Genomic DNA, 15,573 nt, shown 5'->3' with positions numbered 1-15,573 from the left:
CTTCATCAGGCACTCTCGAAGGGCATCCGCCATGAACACTTTCCTCATCACCGCCGAGTCCACCGCCGGCGGCATCGTCGAGCGCGACTTCGCCCTCGACGGCATCCCCGGCGTCCTCTGGTCGCCCGAGTCCGCGACCGGCCCCGCGCCGCTCGTCCTCCAGGCCCACGGCGGCGGCAACCACAAGAAGCACCCCGCGATGGCGGGCCGGGCCGGACACCTCGTGCACGGGTGCGGCTACCACGTGGCCGTCCTCGACGCGCCCGGTCACGGCGACCGGCCGCGTACCGAGCACGACGAGCAGGAGATCGCCGCCCTGTACGCGGCCCGCGCGGCCGGCGAGCCGGAGGGCCCGATCGTGGTCCGCTACAACGACCACCTGGCCAGGACCGCCGTGCCCGAGTACCACGCGCTGCTGGACGCCCTCCAGCAGCTGCCGGAGATCGGCACCGACGGTCCGGTCGGCTTCTGGGGCATCAACATGGGCACCGCGATCGGCGTGCCGTTCGTGGCCGCCGAGCCCCGGATCACGGCCGCGGTCTTCGGGCAGCACTGGCCCCACGTACTGGCCGACCACGCGCGGCGGATCACGATCCCGATCGAGTTCGACCTGCAGTGGGACGACGAGCACATCTCCCGCGAGGAGGGCCTCGCGCTGTTCGAGGCCTTCGCCTCGGCGGAGAAGTCCCTGCACGTGAACTCCGGCAAGCACAAGGAGCTGCCGCGCTTCGAGGTCGACAGCGCGGTCCGCTTCTTCGCCCGCCACCTCGGCACGGCGGCCAACCCGGCCGCCTGACGCACCCGGCCGGCGGCGCCCGCCTCGACAGCCGGGCGCCGCGGGTCACTCCACCAGCCGCTCCAGCCACGGGTGACCGGCGTGCACGCGCTCCAGCCACCCGCCGAGCGCGTCGCGCCGTGCCCGGTCCAGCAGCGGCAGCACGCCGTCGAAGTCCGCCCGGTCCTTGGGCCGGGCCGCCTTCGCCTTGAACAGCAGGACCAACTCCGGGGCCATATACGGGATCCCGCCCGCCGTCCGCTCGATGACCGCCTCGTACGGCAGCCGCAGGCTCTCATCCCGACGGCAGATCCAGCTCCGGCCGTCGTGCGGTTCGCGGAAGACGTCGAGCAGGAACCGCCCGCTCGCCGGATCCCGCATCCAGGTCTGGTGCGTGGCCGCCAACGCCTCCGCCCCCGCCGCCGGCCAGACCCGCCCCGAGCCCACGGCGTCGAATGCGTACGCGGGGAAGCGGTCCCGGATCTCCGGGAAACCCGCCGCGGGCACCGCGATCTCGAGATCGCCGTGCGCCCGCGTCTGCGTCCCGCGGAACAGGTCCAGCGCCCACCCCGCCGCGACGCACCAGGGCGCAGCGACCCCGTGCAGCCGCTCGGCGACCTGCTCCGGCCGCCAGGCGTCCGCCCATCGGGCTTCCAGTTCGTCCGCGTTGTGCTCAACGCCGCCGGGCGGCAGGGATCCGGTCACCGGGACAACGTACTGCCCGCAGCACGCGGGCCGGCCTCCTCCCGGATCGTTCCGGGAGGTGGCCGGCGACAGCGACTACTCGGGAAGTTGGCGCTTCAGCAGGAAGTTCCAGCGGTCACCGGAGTAGGGGTTCACGGGGGCGACCACCTCCCAGCCCTCCTTGCCCAGCTTCTCCAGGTCGCCGACGTTCTTGCCGCCGGGCTGGGCGGTGGCCCAGCGGTACTCCCAGTGCGGGGTGGCCACCTGCGGCTTGGCCGTGGGCGCCGGGGTGGTGTCGGCGGTGGCCGCCACCGTGCCGGCCGCGGCGAGCAGCACGGTGGCCGCGGCGCCGATGGCGGCCCGGCCGAGGTAGCGGCGGGGCAAGCGGTCGACTGTTGCGTTCACGGGGTTCGGGGCTCCTAGGTGATGGTGATCGAGAAGGCGACCTGGGCCTTGGTGCCCGCGCTCGCGGTGACCAGGTCCGGCCCGGCGTGGCCCGCGGCGGTCAGCTGGGGAGCGGTGGCGTAGCCGTCCTGGTCGGTCGTGACGGCGGCGTCGTCCTTGCCGTCGGGGAACTTGAGGCCCGGGCCGGGGGTGGAGAACGCGATGGTCGCGCCCTTGACCGGCTTGCGGTCCTTGTCAACGGCCCGGACCTTGAGGCGCACCGGCACCTGCTGGCCGCTCTTCACCTTCTGGTCGTCGCCGTCGAGGGCCCACAGGCGTTCCACCTTGGCGGTGGTGGCGTCCACGCCGCCGGCGCGGACGCCGGGGGCGGATGGGGCGGGCGCGGACTGGGCGGCCTGGCCGGCGGTGGCGGTCAGGACGACCCCGAGCACGGCGGTGGCCACGGCCGCCGCCGTGCGCTTGAGGGGCAGGCTCACGAGCGTTCCTCCTTCGAGGAGTTGGACGGGTCCGGGGTCAGCACGGCTTGAACGAGTTGAATCCGCTGAACTTGGAGTCCTTGCCGAACGGCGCCATCTCGTGGGAGGTGCCCTGGAACGCACCCTTCTCGTACCAGCAGTAGTGGACCGGGGAGTTGTTGATCCAGCCGCTGATCGTCTGCTTCCCGGTGAGGGTCGCTCCGTCGGTGAGCTTGACTCGCGTGAGATCCCCGATCTCGGTGCCCGGCAGCACGGCGATGGCACCGTAGTCGTACCACCCGTCGTAGACGCACACCCAACCCGCCGGGCAGGGCACGGCCTTGTCGCTCTTGCTGTCCCCCTGCAGGACGTGCACACCCGGCGGGTTCGCCGTCGGCGGCGCGTCGGCGGCGACGGCCGTACCGCAGGTGACCGCCACCGTGCCGGCCAGCGCGAGCGCGGTCTTCGCGAGCCGCGCACCGCGACCGGGGCGGCTGCTCGTCGTCGTGGTCATCTGGCTGGTCCTCACTTCGAGTCGGGCAGGGTCTCGGTCCACACGGCCTTGCCGACCATCGGCGCCTCGTCGGTGACCGGTCCGATGCGCTGGTAGCGCTGGGTCTTCTTGTCGCAGTCGAGGATCCGCTCGTAGTAGCCGGTCACCTGAACGCTCTCGATGCCGACGTACCGCGTGTAGCCGACCCCCGGGCCCGCGACCAGCCGGATCTCGGTCTCCTTCTCCACGGAGTTGGTCTCGGCGAAGGCGAAGCCGTAGGAGGCCGAGAACTTGCTCTTCACGCTGGCCGAGAAGACGCCGAAGCTGGAACTCGCCTCGGCGCTGACCTCGTAGCCCAGGTCGACCTTGTGCGAGAACTTCTTGGTCAGCGATTCCTTGGTCTTCACCGTCTCGTCCAACGGCTCGGGCCCCTTGCGGTTGTCCAGCGTGAACTTGTCGGCGATCTCACGCTTGAAGACCGGATCACCGATCGGCTCGAAGTGCCACTTGCCGTCGCACTCGACGGTCGGCTGCTGCGCGAGCGCGGCCTGCGGCGCGGCGAGCAGCGGGACGGAGGCGGCGAGCAGCGCGGCGGCGAGGACGGCCGCGCGGGAGCGGTTCAGGAGTTCCACGGCGTCCCCAGGAGCTTGAGGTCGGTGGCCTGGTCCGTCTTGTCGGCCGTCCACCAGACCTGGGCGTTGGAGCCCTTCTTGATGTCGAAGTCGGCGTGCACGCTCTCCTTCGACTTGATCTGCCGCCACATGATGTCGTTCATGTTCTTCATCGACTGCGCGCACTTGGCCATGTCGACCTTGGGCGCCTTGCCGCCGTCGCAGTCGTAGACCACGAGCGACAGGTCGCGGTACGCGCGGCCGGTGTTGGTGAAGGTCAGCCGGCCGCCCGCGGCGGTCGGGCACCACGTGACGGTGCCGCCGGTGACCTGCATGTCAGACCCCGCCGCACCGGTGCAGGCCGGTTCGGCGGTCGGGGTCTGGGCGCCGACGGCCGGGGCGCCGGCCGAGATGGCGAAGACGGCTGCGGCTCCGGCCGCCGCGGCGATGATGCGGCCGCGGCGGGCGGGCGCGGGTGGTGAGTGGAACACGGTCCTCCCAAGTCACAAGTGATCCCAGGGACTTGACTCCCGGGGGTCGAGCACCGTGCCTAAGTGGGAGGAACTGCTCGAAGTAACGGATGATCACCCTCCCGGTGATCATCGGACGAACCGATGTTCCCGTCGATCTTGGCCGACCTGCCGGTTTGTGATCTTCATCGAATGCGCGTCCGAGACCTTGGAGTCGTCTCCGTCGGACCACTCACCCCCCGACCTCCGCCAGCCGCCGCCGGAGGTAGCGCCGCTCGGCCGCGCTCGCCGTCAGGCCGAGCGCCTCGCGGTACGCCGCCGCGGCCTCCGGCCGGCGGCCCAGCCGGCGCAGGAGGTCGGCCCGCGTCGCCGGCAGCAGGTGGTAGCCGGCCAGCCGGGGGTCCTCGGCCAGCCGCCCCACCAGGTCGAGGCCGACCGCCGGGCCCTCGGCCATCGCCCGCGCCACGGCCTGGTTCAGCGCGACCACCGGCGAGGACGTGAGCTCCGCGAGCAGCCCGTACAGCCGCGCGATCAGCGCCCAGTCGGTGTCCGCGGCCGTGGGGGCGGTCGCGTGGCAGGCGGCAACCGCCGCCTGGAGCTGGTAGAAGCCCGGCCGGGCGGCCCGGCGCGCGGCCGTGTCGAGGACGGCGCAGCCCTCCGCCACCGACGCGGCGTCCCACCGGCGGCGGTCCTGTTCCTCCAGCGGCACGAGCTCGCCGGCCGCGTTGACCCGGCCCGCGCGGCGGGCGTCGTGCAGCAGCATGAGCGCGAGCAGGGCGAGGGTCTCCGGCTCGTCGGGCATGAGTGCGGACAGCAGGCGGGCCAGCCGGATCGCCTCGGCGCAGAGGCCGGTGCGGATCAGTTCGGCGCCCTCGGTCGCGCTGTAGCCCTCGTTGAACAGCAGGTAGAGGACGGCGAGGACGCCGGCGGTGCGCTCGGGCAGGAGGTGGCCGGGCGGTACCCGGTACGGGATGCCGGCGTCGCGGATCTTGGCCTTGGCGCGGACGAGCCGTTTGGCCATGGTCTGCTCGGAGACCAGGAAGGCACGGGCGATCTCGGCGGTCGTCAGCCCGGCGAGGGTGCGCAGGGTGAGCGCGACGCGGGCCTCCAGGGGCAGCGCCGGGTGGCAGCAGGTGAAGATCAGCCGCAGCCGGTCGTCGGCGATGCCGCTCTCGTCCGCCTCGTCCGCCTCGTCCGCGCCGCCGCCGTCCGCCGGGGCCGGCCCGGGGTCCGGGTCCATGGCGACCTCCCGGAGTTTGGCGGCCTCGGTGCGGGCGCGGCGCAGCCGGTCGACGGCCCGGTTGCGGGCCGTCGTGATCAGCCAGGCACGCGGGTTGTCGGGGACGCCGTCGCGGCCCCAGCGCTCCAGCGCCTTGGTGAAGGCGTCCTGGGCGCACTCCTCGGCGAGGTCCCAGTCCCCGGTCCAGCGGATCAGGACGGCGACGATGCGGCCCCACTCGGAGCGGAAGGTCTCGGCGACGGCGTCCGCCGCGCGGTCGGTCAGCGCTCCCAGATCGGTCTCACCTCGATCGTCCCGTGCCGGGCGCCGGGGATCTTGGAGGCGATCTCGATCGCCTCGTCGAGGTCCCGGGCGTCGACCATGTAGTAGCCGCCGACCTGCTCCTTCGTCTCCGCGAAGGGGCCGTCGGCCACCAGCACGTCGCCGTCGCGCACGCGGACGGTGGTGGCGTCGGCGGTCGGCCGCAGGCGCTCGCCGCCGAGGAGGACGCCGCGGCGGCCCATCTCCTCGCCGAAGGCGGTGTACTCGGCGAGCATCGCCGCGCCCTCGTCGGGGCCGAGGGCGCCGATCGCGTTCTCGTCGGTGCAGATGATCAGCAGGTATCGCATGTCGTCCTCCTCGCAACAGCCCTTGGACCGAGTGGACCGGAGTCCCGGAATCGGTCGGTCACAGATGGGACGAACGGGACGGAGCCGGATGGACCACTCCATCGTCCGACGTCACCGCGCACCCGGCCATCGCTGTCCTCCGGACGCGTTCCCGTTCGTCCCACCCGTGCAAGCCACCCACCCCGAGGAGGTGCGTCCCGATGACCACCGCCACCGCGCAAGCCGCCACCGCGCGGCCGGCCCGGCAGGCCTGGACCCTGGTCCTCGCCTCGCTGGGCGTCTTCATGACCGCCCTCGACACCCTCGTCGTCACGACCGCCCTGCCCGCGCTGCGGATCTCCCTGCACGGCGGCCTGTCCGACCTGGAGTGGACGGTCAACGCCTACAACCTGTGCTTCGCCTGCGCGCTGCTCACCGGTGCCGCGCTGGGCGACAGGTTCGGCCGGCGGCGGATGTACGCCGTCGGGCTGGCCGTGTTCACGGCGGCCTCGGCCGCGGCCGCGCTCTCCCCGACGGTCGGCGCGCTGATCGCCGCCCGGGCCGTGCAGGGCGCGGGTGCGGCGCTGGTGATGCCGCTGACGCTCACCCTGATCAGCGCGGCGTTCCCGGCCGGGAAGCGCGGCATGGCGATCGGCCTGTGGGGCGGCATCGCCGGGCTGGCGGTGGCGGCCGGTCCGGTGGTCGGCGGCGCGGTCGTGCAGGGGATCAGCTGGCACTGGATCTTCTGGCTGAACGTGCCGATCGGCCTCGCCCTGATCCCGCTCGCGGCGACCCGCCTGCGCGAGAGCTTCGGTCCGCGGCCGCGCCTGGACGTACCCGGGCTGCTGCTCGCCGGGGCCGGGTTCTTCGGCCTCACGTGGGGGCTGGTCCGTTCGAACACCGTCGGCTGGGCGAGCGGCGAGGTGCTCGGGTCGCTGCTCGCGGGCGCGGCCGTCGTCGGCGCGTTCCTGTGGTGGGAGCGGCGGGCCCAGGCGCCGATGCTGCCGCTCGCGATGTTCCGGCGCCGCAGCTTCTCCGCGGCCAACGGCGTGAGCTTCTTCCTCTACGCGGGCCTGTTCGGCGCGCTGTTCCTGATGGCGCAGTTCTTCCAGACGGCGCAGGGCCTCACACCGATGCAGGCGGGCCTGCGCCTGCTCGCCTGGACGGCGGCGCCGGTCGTGGTCGCGCCGCTCGCCGGACGGCTGGCCGACCGCTACGGGAACCGGCCGTTCATCGTCCTCGGCCTGCTGCTCCAGGCCGGCGGGCTCGCCTGGGTCGCCGGGATCGCCCAGCCGGCCTCCGGCTTCGCCGCGCTGGGCGTCGCCCTGGCGATCGCCGGGATCGGCACCTCCCTGGTGTTCCCGACCGTGGCCAACGCCGTCGTCGAGTCGGTCGACGACCGGGACGTCGGCATGGCGGCCGGCACCAACAGCGCGATGCGCGAGCTCGGCGGCGTCTTCGGCGTGGCCGTCCTGGCCTCCGTCTTCGCCCGCCCCGGCGCGTACTCCTCGCCCGCCGTGTTCGTCGACGGCTTCACCACGGCACTGTGGGTGGGCGTCGGATTCTCCGCCGTCGGCGTCCTGGTCGGCCTGTTCGGCCTCCGGCGCAAGGCCCCCGCGCCTACTCGGCGTGGATCACCGACAGCGCGTGTTCCCGCGCGCCCGTACTCAGCATCGCGTTGAGCTCGTCGAACAGGGCGCCGGCACTGACCCCGCTCCAGCCCGGGGGGAGCAGCGAGAGCGGCAGGCCGGGGTCCCGGTACGGGAGGCGGCGCCACTGGGTGAGCATCGGGACGTAGACCCGGAAGGCCTCCAGCGGGGTGACGCCGGAGGTCTTCACCCGGTCCAGGACCGGGCGGTGGCGGGCGAGGAACTCCGCGTACAGCTCGGCGAGTTCGTCGAGGTCCCACCAGCTGCGCACCTTGGAGCGCAGGTCGCCGAAGGCGTAGTGCTCGCCGCTGAAGATGTCGACGTAGGCGGCGAGCCCGCGGCGCTCCAGGGTGCGGCGGGTCTCGGCGGCGAGGTTGCCCGGCGCCACCCAGACGCCGGGCGCCGCGGTGCCGAGGCCGAGCCGGGTGAGGCTGGTGCGCAGCTCGTGGCGTTTCTGGCGCTCGGACTCGGGGACGGAGAAGACGACGACGATCCAGCCGTCCTCGGGCACGGCGCGCACGCGCTCGAAGATGCGGGCGTCGCCCTCGGCGAGCGTCTCCAGCACCGACGGGACGAGCGCGTACCCGGCGGCGCCCCCGTGCCGCCCGCTCTCCAGGACGCCACGCCGCTTGAGGCGGGAGATGGACGAGCGGACGGCGGGCGGCTCGACGCCCAGGTCGCCCATCAGCCGGACCACCGACGCGACGGAGAGCCAGTTCTCCTCACCGCGCGCGTACAGGCCGAAGGTGGTGGTGATCAGGGGGCCGTGCCGCGCGTCGCGGCCGGCCGCGGGGGACTCCTCGTGCCCGGCCGTCACAGGTGCGCTCTCCTCGTCTCGGGCCGGCATCGTGGATCAAGCCCGGTGTTGATCAAGCTCGGCCGCGGGCAGCCTATCGCCTCTGCGGGTCATCACATCAGCGACGTCCGCACGACCCGGTTGCGCAGCTCGCCGAGCCCGTCGACGCGCGTGACGACGACGTCCCCGTCGCGCAGGAAGACCTGCGGGTCGCGGGCGCTGCCGATGCCGCTCGGGGTGCCGGTGAGCAGGACGTCGCCGGCGCGCAGCGTCATCCCCAGGCTCAGTTCGGCGATCAACCGGGCGATCGGGAAGGCCATCTTGGCGCTGGTGGCGTCCTGGCGCGGCTCGCCGTTGACCTCGCAGCGCACGCGCAGGGCGCCCGGGTCCGGCACTTCGTCGGCGGTGGTGAGCCAGGGGCCGAGGGGCATGGTGGCGTCGATGCTCTTGCCCTTGAGCCACTGGCCGCCGTGGGCGCGCTGGAGGTCGCGTTGGGAGACGTCGTTGGCGACGAGGTAGCCGAAGACGTGGCCGAGGGCCTCGGCCTCCGGGATCGAGCGGCCGTCGCGGCCGATGACGAGGGCGATCTCGGCCTCGTAGTCCCACTGGGCGGAGAGTTCCGGGTCGTAGGCGATGTCGTCGGCCGGGCCGATGACGGTGTCCGGGCCCTTGGTGAAGAAGGTGGGCCGGTCGGGCCGCCCGGCCGGGTCCTGGCCGCCGCGCTTGCCGCGGGACTCCTCGAAGTGGTCCCAGTAGTTCCATCCGGTGCACAGGATGTCGCGGTTGAAGTGCTGCAAGGGCGACTCCAGTCGGACGTCCGCGAGCGCGACGACCGGGGCGTCGGCCACCGCGGCCCGCGCCGCCGCCAGCCCCTCCGGCCCGCCGCGCACGAGGACGTCGACCGTGCCGAGCCACTCGGGCAGCAGGGCCAGGGCCTTCGCGTCCTCGTCGACGGCCCCTGCGCGCGGCCGGCCGTCGACCGTCAGGGCTGCGAGCTTCATCGTTGCGGTACCTCCGTTGCGACCGTCAGGGAAGATCGATCCACCGTGCACTCGTCACGGCGCCCGGTTCAGGTGCCCGATTCACGGCGATCCACTCGCGCTGCCCGGGGCGCGGTGCTCCACCCCCGCAGATCGGCTCACGCCGCGGGCCGCACCAGCCGCTCGTCCGGGATCACCGCGACCCCGAGGATCTCGATCAGCGCCTCCGGCTGCCACAGCGCGGTGCAGCCGATGCCCGCCATCGCCGGGTAGACCGGGCCGGCCAGTTCGCGCCAGACCTCGCCGATCTCCTTGCCGTGCGCCTGGTAGTCGGGGATGTCGGTCAGGTAGATCGTCACGCTGACCAGGTCCTGCGGCTCGCCGCCCGCCTCGCGCAGGGTGGCGAGGACGTTGCCGAAGGCCTGCCGGAACTGCTCCACGATGCCGCCCGGCACGATCCGCATGCCGGCGTCGAGGGCGGTCTGCCCGCCGAGGTGGAGGATGTTGCCGGCCAGCGTCCCGTGCGAGTAACCGCTCGGTTTCGGCAGGGAGCTCGGGTTGACGGGCACCGGCGTCATGCGGCCTCCATCGTGTGTCGGGGCGAGATGTATTGACACTAGATGACGGTCGTGAAAAAAACGAGATACCGATCCCGAGAAACGGAGCCGTCCGCATGGAGCCCGATCTCAGCACGTACCAACTCGACGGCGACAATTCGATGTACCGCCTCCCGAGCGGTCTGGTCGCCCCCGTCGTCACCCGCCGCGGCATGGAGGACCCGGGCACCGCCGACTCCGGCGGCGCCGTGCGGATCTCGGGCGTGAGCATCCAGCACACCCCCGCCCGCCGGCTCTGGTTCGGCCAGGTCAGCAACGAGCCCGGCTACCGCTCGGTGACCCACCACCACGGCGAGGCCGAGACCGGCGGCTACGTCCTGGAGGGCCGCGGCCGCATCTACTTCGGCGAACGGTTCGAGGACTACATCGACATGGAGCAGGGCGACTGGGTCTTCGTGCCCCCGTTCATGCCCCACATCGAGTGCAACCTCTCGCGCACCGAGCGCCTCGTGTGGATGACCACCCGCACGCCCGAGAACATCGTCGTCAACCTGCCGGACGTCGCCGACGACGACCTGCGCGACTGGACGGACCGCTGATGGCCGCCGGTCCCACCTCCGAGGCCTTCACCTCGGCCGTCACCCTCAAGCCCGCCGAGCCCGAGCACTTCGACCTCGCCTTCACCGCCACCACCCAGCCCTGCCCGTGGCCCAAGGCCTACGGCGGCGACCTCGTCGCCCAGGCCGCCGCCGCCGCGATGCGCTCGGTGACGGACGGCAAGTCGCTGCACTCGATGCACGGCTACTTCCTGCGCCCGGCCGACATCGGCGCCGACGTCCGCTACGAGGTGGAGGTCCTGCGCGACGGCCGCGGCTACAGCACCCGCCAGGTGCGCGGCTACCAGAACGGCAAGCCGCTGTACGTCTGCCTGGCCAACTTCGCGGCCGGCGAGCCCGGTGGCACCTTCGCCGCCGGCTTCGACGGCTCGCTGCCCGCCCCCGAGGACCTGCCGAGCTCGGCCGCCTACCTCGCCGACCGCACCGGCGGCACGATGACCGACGCGTCCAAGGCCTACTGGTCCGGCGGCCGCAGCTTCGACATGCGCCACGTGCCGGGCCCCGTCTACCTCACCGTCGAGGGCGAGCGGACCCCCCACCAGGCCGTCTGGATCAAGCCGTTCGACCACCTGCGGCCCGTCGAGGGCCTCACCGACGCGCAGCGCGACCAGTCCGCCCTCGCCTACGTCTGCGACTACACGATCCTGGAGCCCGTCCTGCGCGTGCTCGACCTCGCGTGGGCGCGGCCCGGGCTGGTGACGGCGAGCCTCGACCACGCCATGTGGTTCCACCGGCCGGGACCGGTGGACGACTGGCTGCTGTACGTGCAGGAGGCGGTCGCCGCCGACAGCGGACGCGGGCTCGGCACGGGCAGGTTCTTCACCCGCGACCACCGCCACCTCGCCACCGTCGCCCAGGAGGGCATGATCCGCACCACCTGATCGTGCCTGTCTTCGAACCCCCGCCTGCGTGGCGACGCTCCCCCAGCCTGACGGCCGGGAGGTGCCCCCACCGCATGGAACTCCCTCCTCCGCCTTGCGATGCACGCACCCAGACGCCGCCACGCCCGCCCTCCGGGCGAACGCCGGGGGTTCGAAGACAGGCCCGCGGCGCCCCCACCGCCCGCGAGTTCCCCCGGAAGGACCCGTCCGTTGTCCCTCTCACCCTCGGCCCACCAGGACACCTTCACCCGCGACCACCTCCCGCCGGCGGACCACTGGCCGACGATCGAGTTCACCACGCCGGAACTGCGCTACCCGGACCGGCTCAACGCCGCCACCGAGCTGATCGACCGCCCGGTGGCGGAGCACGGCCCCGACCTCCCAGCCCTCCGCACGCCCGACGGCGAGACCTGGTCCTACGGCCTCCTCCGGCGCCGCGCCAACCAGGTCGCCCAAGTGCTCACCGAGGACCTCGGCCTCGTGCCCGGCGGCCGCGTGCTGCTCCGCTCGCCCAACAACCCCTGGGCGGTGGCCGCGTGGCTCGGCGTGCTCAAGGCGGGCGGCGTGGCCGTCACCACGATGGCCGCGCTGCGCGCCCGCGAGCTCGCCCCGATCGTCGAACGCACCAGGCCCGCCGTCGCACTCGTCGACCACCGCCACACCGAGGAGGTCGAGCGGCTCCAGAACGCCTCCCTCGTGATCGTCACCCACGGCGCGGACACCCCGGACGACCTCCTCGCCCGCACCGCCGCCAAGTCGGGCGAGTTCACCAACGTCCCGACCGCCGCCGACGACGTCGCCCTGCTCGGTCCGACCTCCGGCAGCACCGGCGTCCCCAAGATCACCATGCACTTCCACCGCGACGTGCTCTCCATCGACCACACCTTCGGCCGCCCCCTCCTCGGCCTCGGCCCCGGCGACACCGTCGCGTGCTCCGCGCCGCTCGCCTTCACCTTCGGCCTCGGCATGCTCGTCGTCTTCCCGCTGCGCGCCGGCGCCTGCGCGCTGCTCACCGAGACCGCCACCCCGCTCCAGCTCGCCGGACACGTCGAGCGCCACGGCGTCACCGTCCTCGCGACCGCCCCCACCGCGTACAAGGCGATCCTGCGGGAGGAGCAGGAGCACCGGCTCGCCGGGCTGCGCGTCGCCGTCTCGGCCGGCGAACACCTCCCGCAGACCACCTGGGAGCAACTGCGCGACCGCCTCGGCCTGCGCGTCATCGACGGCATCGGCGCCACCGAGCTGCTGCACATCTTCATCTCCGCCGCCGGCGACGACATCCGCCCCGGCGCCACCGGCCGCCCGCTGCCCGGCTACCGGGCCACCATCCTCGACCTCGACGGCCACGAGCTCGGCCCCGGCGAGCCCGGCCGGCTCGCCGTCATCGGCCCGGTCGGCTGCCGCTACCTGGACGACCCGCGCCAGGACGAGTACGTCGTGGACGGCTGGAACGTCACCGGCGACCTCTTCCACCGCGACGCCGACGGCTACTTCTTCTACCAGGCCCGCAGCGACGCCATGATCGTCTCCTCGGGCTACAACATCGGCGGCCCCGAGGTCGAGGCCGCCATCGACACCCACCCGGACGTCGTCGAGTCCGGCGTCGTCGCCAAGCCCGACCCCGAACGCGGCTCCGTCGTCTGCGCGTTCGTCGTCCTGCGCGACGGCGTCCCGGACGGCGAGGCGGCCGCCGCCAAGGCCAGGGAGATCCAGGACCACGTCAAACAGGTCCTGGCCCCCTACAAGTACCCGCGCGACGTGCGGTTCTGCGACGCCCTGCCCCGCAACACCAGCGGCAAGCTCCAGCGCTTCGTGCTGCGCCGGCTCGTCGCGGACGGCGAGCGCAGCGGCGGCCAGGCCCCTGCCGAGAAAGGAACCCAGTGAAGATCGCGATCGTCGGCGGCGGCCCCGGCGGCCTGTACCTCGCCGCGCTCATGAAGCAGCTCGACCCCGCCCACGAGGTCACCGTGTGGGAGCGCAACGCGCCCGACGTCACCTTCGGCTTCGGCGTGGTCTTCTCCGACGAGACGCTCGGCGGCATCGAGAACGCGGACGCCGAGTTCGCCGCCGCCATGGCCGACCGCTTCGCCCGCTGGACGGACATCGACATCCACGTCGGCGGCCGCACCCACACCGTCGGAGGCCAGGGCTTCGCCGCCATGAGCCGCCGCGAGCTGCTGCACCTGCTCCAGGAGCGCTGCCGCGACCTCGGCGTCGACCTGCGCTTCGGCACGCCCGCGCCGGACACCGCCGCGCTGCGCGCCGGACACGACCTGGTCGTGGCCGCCGACGGCGTCAACTCGGCCGTCCGGCAGGCGAGTCCGGACGCCTTCCGGCCCACGCTCGACACCCGCCGCAACAAGTACATGTGGCTCGGCACCGACCTGGTCTTCGAAGCCTTCCAGTTCTTCATCAAGCAGACCGAGTGGGGGACCATGCAGGTCCACGGCTACCCCTACTCCGCCACCGGCTCCACCTTCATCGTCGAGATGCACGAGGACGTGTGGCGCCGGGCCGGCTTCGACACCGGCCCCGACCTCCCGCCCGGCGCCTCCGACGAGCCCGCCGTGGAGCGGATCCGCGCCCTGTTCGCCGACGAGCTCGACGGACACCGGCTGTTCGCCAACAACTCGCGCTGGCTCAACTTCACCACCGTGCGCAACGAGCGCTGGCACGACGGCGGGCTCGTCCTGCTGGGCGACGCCGCGCACACCGCGCACTTCTCGATCGGCTCGGGCACCAAGCTCGCCATGGAGGACGCCCTCGCCCTCGCCGCCTGCCTGCACGAACACCCCACGCTGGAAGACGCGTTGACGGCCTACGAGGCCGAGCGCCGCCCGGTCGTCGAGTCCACCCAGCGCGCCGCCCAGGCCTCCCTTGAGTGGTTCGAGAACATCGGCAGGTACACCGGCCAGGAGCCCGTGCAGTTCTGCTTCAACCTGCTCACCCGCTCCCGCCGCATCACCTACGACAACCTCCGCACCCGCGACCCGCACTTCGCCGACCGCGTCGACGAGGCCTTCGCGAAGGCGCAGGGCGCCGACAGCGTCGTCCCGGCGATGTTCCAGCCCTTCCGGCTCGGGCCGCTGGAGCTCAAGAACCGCGTCATCGTCTCCCCCATGGACATGTACTCCGCCGTCGACGGCCTCCCCGGCGACTTCCACCTCGTCCACCTCGGCTCGAAGGCGATGGGCGGCGCCGGCCTGGTCATGACCGAGATGGTCTGCGTCTCCCCCGAGGGCCGCATCACCCCCGGCTGCACCGGCCTGTGGAACGACGGGCAGCGCGACGCGTGGCAGCGCATCGTCTCCTTCGCGCACGCCAACTCGACCGCCCGGATGGGCCTCCAGCTCGGCCACTCCGGCCGCAAGGGCTCGACCCGGCTCATGTGGGAGGGCATGGACGAACCGCTGGAACAGGGCAACTGGGACGTCGTCGGACCGTCCGAACTCCCCTACGGCCCGGCCTCCGCGACGCCGCGCGAGCTCACCCGCACCGAACTCGACCGGATCACCGCCGAGTTCGTCGCCGCCGCCCGGCGCGGCGCGGAAGCCGGCTTCGACCTCCTCGAACTCCACTGCGCCCACGGCTACCTGCTCTCGTCCTTCCTCTCCCCGCTGGCCAACCACCGCACCGACGAGTACGGCGGCCCGCTGGAGAACCGCCTGCGCTACCCCCTGGAGGTCTTCGACGCCGTCCGCGCGGCCTGGCCCGCCGACCGCCCGGTGATCGTCCGCATCTCCGCCACCGACTGGGCCCCCGACGGCAACACCGAACACGACGCCGTCGAGATCGCCCGCGCCTTCATCGCCCACGGCGCCGACGGCATCGACGTCTCCACCGGCCAGGTCACCAAGGACGAACGCCCCGCCTACGGCCGCTCCTACCAGACCCCCTACGCCGACCGGATCCGCCACGAGGTCGCCGCCGTCACCGGCACCGCCGTCATCGCCGTCGGCGCCATCGCCTCCTACGACGACGTCAACTCCATCCTCATGGCCGGCCGCGCCGACCTCTGCGCCATCGGCCGCACCCACCTCTACGACCCGCAGTGGACCCTGCACGCCGCCGCCGAACAGGACTACCGCGGCCCGGCCGCCGACTGGCCCCTCCCCTACCGCGCCGGCAGCCGCAAACCCCCCACCTCCCGCACCGACGCCATCCGCCCCCGCCTCACCCTGCTGCGCGCCGAGGACCCCGACCGCGCCGTCCACCTCCGCTGGACCCCGCCCCGTGAACCGGCCCCCGTCTCCTGAGCCGGTGGACGGTGCGCGCTTCGCGAGCACCCTCCCCCCCCGGCGCCGCGGGAGGAGTGTCACCGACGCGCGCGGAGAACCCCCCCACAACCCGCTCGTTGGCGTCGACGGGGGGGC

17 protein-coding genes are annotated in these 15,573 nt (G+C 73.0%); 6 read left to right on the top strand and 11 right to left on the bottom strand.

Going from position 1 to position 15,573, the window contains the following annotated elements:
* The first annotated feature begins 31 nt into the window (after nt 1-31).
* Entirely contained in the window at nt 32-796 is a 765-nt protein-coding gene (locus tag ACFXDE_RS05410; protein WP_380491121.1) for an alpha/beta hydrolase, read from the top strand.
* 45 nt (nt 797-841) lie between these two features.
* Here the strand turns inward: ACFXDE_RS05410 and ACFXDE_RS05405 are convergent, their stop codons facing one another.
* The 8 genes from ACFXDE_RS05405 to ACFXDE_RS05370 form a co-directional block, all read right to left on the bottom strand.
* Nucleotides 842-1,480: a nucleotidyltransferase domain-containing protein gene (locus ACFXDE_RS05405; protein ID WP_380491118.1), complete on the bottom strand. Its 639-nt coding sequence runs from the start codon at nt 1,478-1,480 to the stop codon at nt 842-844.
* Nucleotides 1,481-1,555: 75 nt separating this feature from the next.
* Entirely contained in the window at nt 1,556-1,864 is a 309-nt protein-coding gene (locus ACFXDE_RS05400; protein ID WP_380491115.1) for a hypothetical protein, read from the bottom strand.
* Nucleotides 1,865-1,878: 14 nt separating this feature from the next.
* Complete coding sequence (locus ACFXDE_RS05395) at nt 1,879-2,340, bottom strand: hypothetical protein (RefSeq protein ID WP_380491113.1); 462 nt, start codon at nt 2,338-2,340, stop codon at nt 1,879-1,881.
* 37 nt (nt 2,341-2,377) lie between these two features.
* Complete coding sequence (locus tag ACFXDE_RS05390; protein WP_380491111.1) at nt 2,378-2,833, bottom strand: peptidase inhibitor family I36 protein; 456 nt, start codon at nt 2,831-2,833, stop codon at nt 2,378-2,380.
* Nucleotides 2,834-2,844: 11 nt separating this feature from the next.
* Nucleotides 2,845-3,444, bottom strand: coding sequence for a hypothetical protein (locus ACFXDE_RS05385; RefSeq protein ID WP_380491108.1), 600 nt, complete (start codon nt 3,442-3,444; stop codon nt 2,845-2,847).
* Nucleotides 3,432-3,914 (bottom strand): hypothetical protein, encoded by a 483-nt coding sequence (locus ACFXDE_RS05380; RefSeq protein ID WP_380491106.1) that lies wholly within the window; start codon nt 3,912-3,914, stop codon nt 3,432-3,434. Before ACFXDE_RS05380 ends, ACFXDE_RS05385 begins: the two co-directional genes overlap by 13 nt.
* Before the next feature lie 211 nt (nt 3,915-4,125).
* Nucleotides 4,126-5,397 (bottom strand): RNA polymerase sigma factor, encoded by a 1,272-nt coding sequence (locus ACFXDE_RS05375; RefSeq protein ID WP_380491192.1) that lies wholly within the window; start codon nt 5,395-5,397, stop codon nt 4,126-4,128.
* Complete coding sequence (locus tag ACFXDE_RS05370; RefSeq protein ID WP_380440910.1) at nt 5,394-5,741, bottom strand: YciI family protein; 348 nt, start codon at nt 5,739-5,741, stop codon at nt 5,394-5,396. Before ACFXDE_RS05370 ends, ACFXDE_RS05375 begins: the two co-directional genes overlap by 4 nt.
* 200 nt (nt 5,742-5,941) lie before the next feature.
* Here ACFXDE_RS05370 and ACFXDE_RS05365 point away from each other — a divergent pair, with 200 nt between their 5' ends.
* Complete coding sequence (locus ACFXDE_RS05365) at nt 5,942-7,402, top strand: DHA2 family efflux MFS transporter permease subunit (protein WP_380491104.1); 1,461 nt, start codon at nt 5,942-5,944, stop codon at nt 7,400-7,402.
* Here ACFXDE_RS05365 and ACFXDE_RS05360 read toward each other — a convergent pair.
* From ACFXDE_RS05360 to ACFXDE_RS05350, 3 genes are all read right to left on the bottom strand, one after another.
* Nucleotides 7,341-8,216, bottom strand: a complete 876-nt coding sequence (locus tag ACFXDE_RS05360; protein WP_380491102.1) for a PaaX family transcriptional regulator C-terminal domain-containing protein — start codon at nt 8,214-8,216, stop codon at nt 7,341-7,343. The genes ACFXDE_RS05365 and ACFXDE_RS05360 overlap by 62 nt on opposite strands.
* Nucleotides 8,217-8,278: 62 nt before the next feature.
* On the bottom strand, nt 8,279-9,166 hold the full coding sequence (locus ACFXDE_RS05355; RefSeq protein ID WP_380491100.1) for a fumarylacetoacetate hydrolase family protein: 888 nt from the start codon (nt 9,164-9,166) through the stop codon (nt 8,279-8,281).
* Between the two features lie 137 nt (nt 9,167-9,303).
* Nucleotides 9,304-9,723 (bottom strand): RidA family protein, encoded by a 420-nt coding sequence (locus ACFXDE_RS05350; protein ID WP_380491098.1) that lies wholly within the window; start codon nt 9,721-9,723, stop codon nt 9,304-9,306.
* Nucleotides 9,724-9,818: 95 nt separating this feature from the next.
* On the opposite strand from ACFXDE_RS05350, the gene ACFXDE_RS05345 reads away from it, so the two are divergent.
* From ACFXDE_RS05345 to ACFXDE_RS05330, 4 genes are all read left to right on the top strand, one after another.
* Nucleotides 9,819-10,301 carry a cupin domain-containing protein gene (locus ACFXDE_RS05345; RefSeq protein WP_380440877.1) on the top strand — a complete coding sequence of 161 codons (483 nt, stop codon included), beginning with the start codon at nt 9,819-9,821 and terminating at the stop codon, nt 10,299-10,301.
* Nucleotides 10,301-11,200 (top strand): acyl-CoA thioesterase, encoded by a 900-nt coding sequence (locus ACFXDE_RS05340; protein ID WP_380491096.1) that lies wholly within the window; start codon nt 10,301-10,303, stop codon nt 11,198-11,200. Before ACFXDE_RS05345 ends, ACFXDE_RS05340 begins: the two co-directional genes overlap by 1 nt.
* Nucleotides 11,201-11,410: 210 nt before the next feature.
* On the top strand, nt 11,411-13,084 hold the full coding sequence (locus ACFXDE_RS05335) for an AMP-binding protein (RefSeq protein ID WP_380491094.1): 1,674 nt from the start codon (nt 11,411-11,413) through the stop codon (nt 13,082-13,084).
* Entirely contained in the window at nt 13,081-15,456 is a 2,376-nt protein-coding gene (locus ACFXDE_RS05330) for a bifunctional salicylyl-CoA 5-hydroxylase/oxidoreductase (protein WP_380491092.1), read from the top strand. Before ACFXDE_RS05335 ends, ACFXDE_RS05330 begins: the two co-directional genes overlap by 4 nt.
* The last annotated feature ends 117 nt before the right edge of the window (nt 15,457-15,573 follow it).

Origin of the sequence: Kitasatospora sp. NPDC059408, assembly GCF_042751525.1 — a bacterium.
GTDB lineage: Bacteria > Actinomycetota > Actinomycetes > Streptomycetales > Streptomycetaceae > Kitasatospora.
This window is presented reverse-complemented; position numbering and strand designations above follow the sequence as displayed.

Coding starts and splice junctions, on each gene's coding strand:
- ACFXDE_RS05410 (WP_380491121.1), top strand. CDS start 32: ATGAACACTTTCCTCATCACCGCCGAGTCCACCGCCGGCGGCATCGTC.
- ACFXDE_RS05390 (WP_380491111.1), bottom strand. CDS start 2,833: ATGACCACGACGACGAGCAGCCGCCCCGGTCGCGGTGCGCGGCTCGCG.
- ACFXDE_RS05370 (WP_380440910.1), bottom strand. CDS start 5,741: ATGCGATACCTGCTGATCATCTGCACCGACGAGAACGCGATCGGCGCC.
- ACFXDE_RS05365 (WP_380491104.1), top strand. CDS start 5,942: ATGACCACCGCCACCGCGCAAGCCGCCACCGCGCGGCCGGCCCGGCAG.
- ACFXDE_RS05360 (WP_380491102.1), bottom strand. CDS start 8,216: ATGCCGGCCCGAGACGAGGAGAGCGCACCTGTGACGGCCGGGCACGAG.
- ACFXDE_RS05355 (WP_380491100.1), bottom strand. CDS start 9,166: ATGAAGCTCGCAGCCCTGACGGTCGACGGCCGGCCGCGCGCAGGGGCC.
- ACFXDE_RS05350 (WP_380491098.1), bottom strand. CDS start 9,723: ATGACGCCGGTGCCCGTCAACCCGAGCTCCCTGCCGAAACCGAGCGGT.
- ACFXDE_RS05345 (WP_380440877.1), top strand. CDS start 9,819: ATGGAGCCCGATCTCAGCACGTACCAACTCGACGGCGACAATTCGATG.
- ACFXDE_RS05340 (WP_380491096.1), top strand. CDS start 10,301: ATGGCCGCCGGTCCCACCTCCGAGGCCTTCACCTCGGCCGTCACCCTC.